Annotated in this window: 2 protein-coding genes; both read right to left on the bottom strand. The window is 49.9% G+C overall.

Annotation, left to right across the window (positions count from 1 at the left end):
- Nucleotides 1-180: 180 nt before the first annotated feature.
- Entirely contained in the window at nt 181-1,149 is a 969-nt protein-coding gene (locus RDM37_RS08365) for an OmpA family protein (RefSeq protein WP_308556684.1), read from the bottom strand.
- A 20-nt stretch (nt 1,150-1,169) separates the two neighbouring features.
- The gene (locus RDM37_RS08360; RefSeq protein ID WP_308556682.1) at nt 1,170-3,383 is read right to left on the bottom strand and encodes an outer membrane beta-barrel protein; all 2,214 of its coding nucleotides are present in this window, start codon (nt 3,381-3,383) and stop codon (nt 1,170-1,172) included.
- Nucleotides 3,384-3,839: the final 456 nt, after the last annotated feature.

Genomic DNA, 3,839 nt, shown 5'->3' with positions numbered 1-3,839 from the left:
GCGTCCGGAGCAGGGCGAGCTCCACTCCAAATTGCATTTTGGAGTGGAAAATACGCCTTTGGCGAGCATGAGCTTGATACAAAAGGAGACCTACACACTCTATGGTATAGGTCTCCTTCGGTATGATTAGACTGCTATTGCTATTGACTAGCTATAGGCATACTGGATGGAGTTGTATTACTAGTAGATGACGTCCATGTCTACACGGCGTGCATCGGTGCGCTTAGCCGGTGTCGTGTCGACACCATTGTCGTAACGCTTGATAGCAACTGCGGGTACGCCTGCCTCTTGGAGTGCCTTGATGACACTAGCAGCACGCTTAGCAGCGAGCCTGTTGTTGAAGTCTACGGGACCATCGATACTAGCATAGCCGTATACGAGTACGAGAGCGCGTGGATCGTTGATGACAAAGTCAGCAACGTTGCGCACAGCCTCGAGGCCTTCTGCATTGATAACGTCCGAGTTGACCTTAAAGAATACGCTACGACTGAGCTGCACGTTGTTGCGTGAGCGATCTTGGTGGATCACCCGACGGTTGTCGTAGTTGTAGACAGGAGCCTTCTCAGAAGCCTTCTCGAGCTCGTTGAGCTGACTACGTAGAGCGGCTAGCTGCTGAGCTATCTGATCATCGTCACGCTGAGGGTTCTGCTGAGCTGCCTTGAGGCGAGCTAGCTCCTCTTCGAGAGCTTTGACCTTGTCGGCGTCGTTCATGCCTTGAGCACCCTGAGCTACGACAAGATTACTACCAGCTGGGTAGTATAGCTGTCCTCCGACGTTGATAGGCTGTCCAGGCTGTGTGTAGACTGGAGTGGCCTTCATAGCGTTGAGGTTGTGATACTGTAGAAGTAGATAGAGTAGATCTCTGTCCTTATTGTTTGTGATTGTTATGTCACGTTGCTGAGGACAAGTATTATTCATCTCATCCTCTTCGGCTGCGGTGACTATAGCATTGATGAGCGTGGCTAGCTCTTGCTTTGTCATTACTACCTCTTTCTCACGTCTGTCACGCTCGCTCCTCTCGACGCGCTCTGTACGGTCGCGCTTCTGGCGAGGTGCCTGACGTCTATCACGCTGTGCCTCCACAGGTGTGGAGACAGCAGCTGATAGAAGGATCACGCACAGCCCGACTATTAGTGATTTCTTAGTCATACTGTTGTAGTGATAGTTGATTAGAAGTAGAAGCGGTATCCGAGAGATACGCTATGATTGCGTAGTGAGTGACGTAGGCCGTAGTCTAGGAAGACGGCACTATTGAGCTGTGGTAGCTTGTAAGAGGTACCAACGAGGAAGTTGACACCAAGCTTCGTATCTGTAAAGCCACCGACACCAGCACCTAGATAAGGTACGAAGTCACCTAGCTCCTTGAAGTTGAAGTTGTAAACGACGTTGCCTGAGATACCGAGGGTAGTCTTCTTGCCAAAGCCGACGAAGATCTCAGGAACGAAGTCGAGGTTTGTATTGCTGATAGGCATGTAAGCGCGTGTCCCGATTGCAAAAGTACCGAAGAGGTTCTCCTCCTGAGGCTTAACGAGGTTAGTACCTATGAGTAGGCCTACGGAGTTCAGCTTGAGGAGACTATTAGAGTTCTTGTCAACGGGAGTTGCATTGCTATCCATAGCTACTGCAGATGATGCAGCAGGAGTCTGATAAGCAGGATGCGTAGGAGGTGTCGTTACAACAGTCGTCGTAGAGGCGGGCTGCTGCAAGCGCATCTGATTGCTCTGCTCGACCTTTCTATCAAGCGCATCGAGACGATCGAGGATCTTCTCGTTTTGCTCAGTTAGCTCAGTCGTAGTAGTGCTCTGAGCCTTTACCTGCTCATTAGCGAGCATCTGCTGCTGAGCGATGTACTGGGGAGAGTTGCCGATGAGGGCGTGTACTAGCTCGCGCTCTAGTGGTGTGAGTGCGTCATCGTTAGGCTGACGGTAGACGTTGCCCTTCTGGCAAGAGTGACCCTTCTTGCTACGGTTGCGGTCGATGATGCGCTGTGCCATCTCCTCGATCTCAGATGGAGTCATACGTACATACTCATCGTCACGCTCCTCACCATAGTAGTGGTACTCACGATACTCGTTGATACGCTCCTGAGTAGTCTTGTCCTCCTCAGTGTCAAACTGGTAGTGACGAGCGGGCTTGCCTAGGTTAAAGCGTATACCGCACTGATAAGCCATGTTCTTAGCAAGGATCTCAGAGCTCTTTGTGACAGTAGCTGTCTTGACGCCAGGAGCTGGGTGTGCGATGAAGTTTGCACTACCGAACACGCTGACATAGCGGAAGAGGGGTACCTCTAGACCGATACCAGCCATACCGAAGACAACGTCATGTAGGTTAGCCTTGTCTAGCTCAGTAGCCTTCTCAGAGAGCTTGGCATCGAGATAACCAGCACCGAGGTTGATGTAAGGTGTCACGCCACGAGGCAGGTTGAGACGGCCGGTGAAGTAACCACCATACATAGCGCACTCCTTGTCGAAGTCGAAGTTGAGCTTCTTGCCAGGCTTACCAGCTTGGTAGTAGAATCCACGTACGCCAAAGGTGTTGTTGAAGTCTACACCTACCTGACCACCATAGAACCAAGAGTCGCGTGTGTTCCAGTAAGAGTTCTGATTGAAGTCCATATATAGGATAGAGGGCTCGATCGTGAAGACCATGCCACGGAATCCATTAGAGAAGAAGTCTCTGTAAGCACGGCTTACCTCGTTACCACCTCTGGGGTCGTAGCCACCGAGGTAGACAGAAAGACCAGCACGAGCTGAGAAGTTGTTCATCAGAGCTAGACCATGCTTGTCGACCTTCTCACTAGCCTTTGCTAGATTGACGTATGGGTTGAGTAGATCTGTGCGGAAGCCCAGGTAGTTGCCTGATAGGTTGAGGGCTACACGTGGTGCCAGATTGATCTTAAAGCCTAGTGCTCCAGAGAAGTAGAGGTGATCAGTCTTCATCGTCTCGATCTTCTTATCAGCGATAGGTAGCTCGTACTTCATGTTTTGGATACCACCACCGACGAGTAGGTAAGGGGCTAGGATGTAGCCATCGAGGAGGTTGAACTTAAGCTCAGCACCATAGCGCTCGATGTCGATCTTACGATCGCTCATCTGATCTTTGAAGATCGGGTCTACATTCCACTCTCCATTAGGATTACTGAGCTTGGACTTGATGCCGAAAGAGCGATCATAGACACCACGTAGCTCTACAATCGGACCGAAGCCGAAGCCAGCGCGTACGCCCCATAGCATAGCGTTGTCGATGTTGAGAGCATCGTCAAGGAACTCATACTGAAAGCCACCACCGACGGTGACGCTCGCATCCTTGACCTGTGCCTTGGCCCCGTTGAAGCTCAGAAGAGCTACAAGAGCCGTACATAGAAGTAGGATTTTTTTATTCATAGTCGAACTATTTAAGTGGTTAATAATGCTAAGTGATTAGTGTATAGGTACAATGGTAGCCTCACCCCTTCCTCACCTTGGCAGAAGCTCCGTGTGGAACGCCTTCCGAGTGGGAGCCGAGAGTCTTATCTCATCGTATCCGCTGTCAAAGGTATGAAAAAGTATTGATACAAAGCAACTCTAATGCATCTGAATTGCGAAAAACCTTGCATCGGAGACTTTCTAGACAAAACAGGATTAGCTCTTAGTGATAAAGCTAATCACTTCGCTACCCTCTGATATAGAGGCTGATAGTGCGACTGACGGGCAGATTTTTTGGGCAAAAGGGGAATATCCACGTGGGGATTTCCCAATCTCCACCTGGAGAAGGAAAATTCTCCACGTAGGGGAGAAATAAAACTTCGGAAGAATGAAATGAAACTTCGGAAGAATGAAATCATAAGTCCGAAGAATTTT

Source organism: uncultured Porphyromonas sp. (assembly GCF_902489635.1).
Taxonomy (GTDB): domain Bacteria; phylum Bacteroidota; class Bacteroidia; order Bacteroidales; family Porphyromonadaceae; genus Porphyromonas.
This window is presented reverse-complemented; position numbering and strand designations above follow the sequence as displayed.

Coding starts and splice junctions, on each gene's coding strand:
- RDM37_RS08360 (WP_308556682.1), bottom strand. CDS start 3,383: ATGAATAAAAAAATCCTACTTCTATGTACGGCTCTTGTAGCTCTTCTG.
- RDM37_RS08365 (WP_308556684.1), bottom strand. CDS start 1,149: ATGACTAAGAAATCACTAATAGTCGGGCTGTGCGTGATCCTTCTATCA.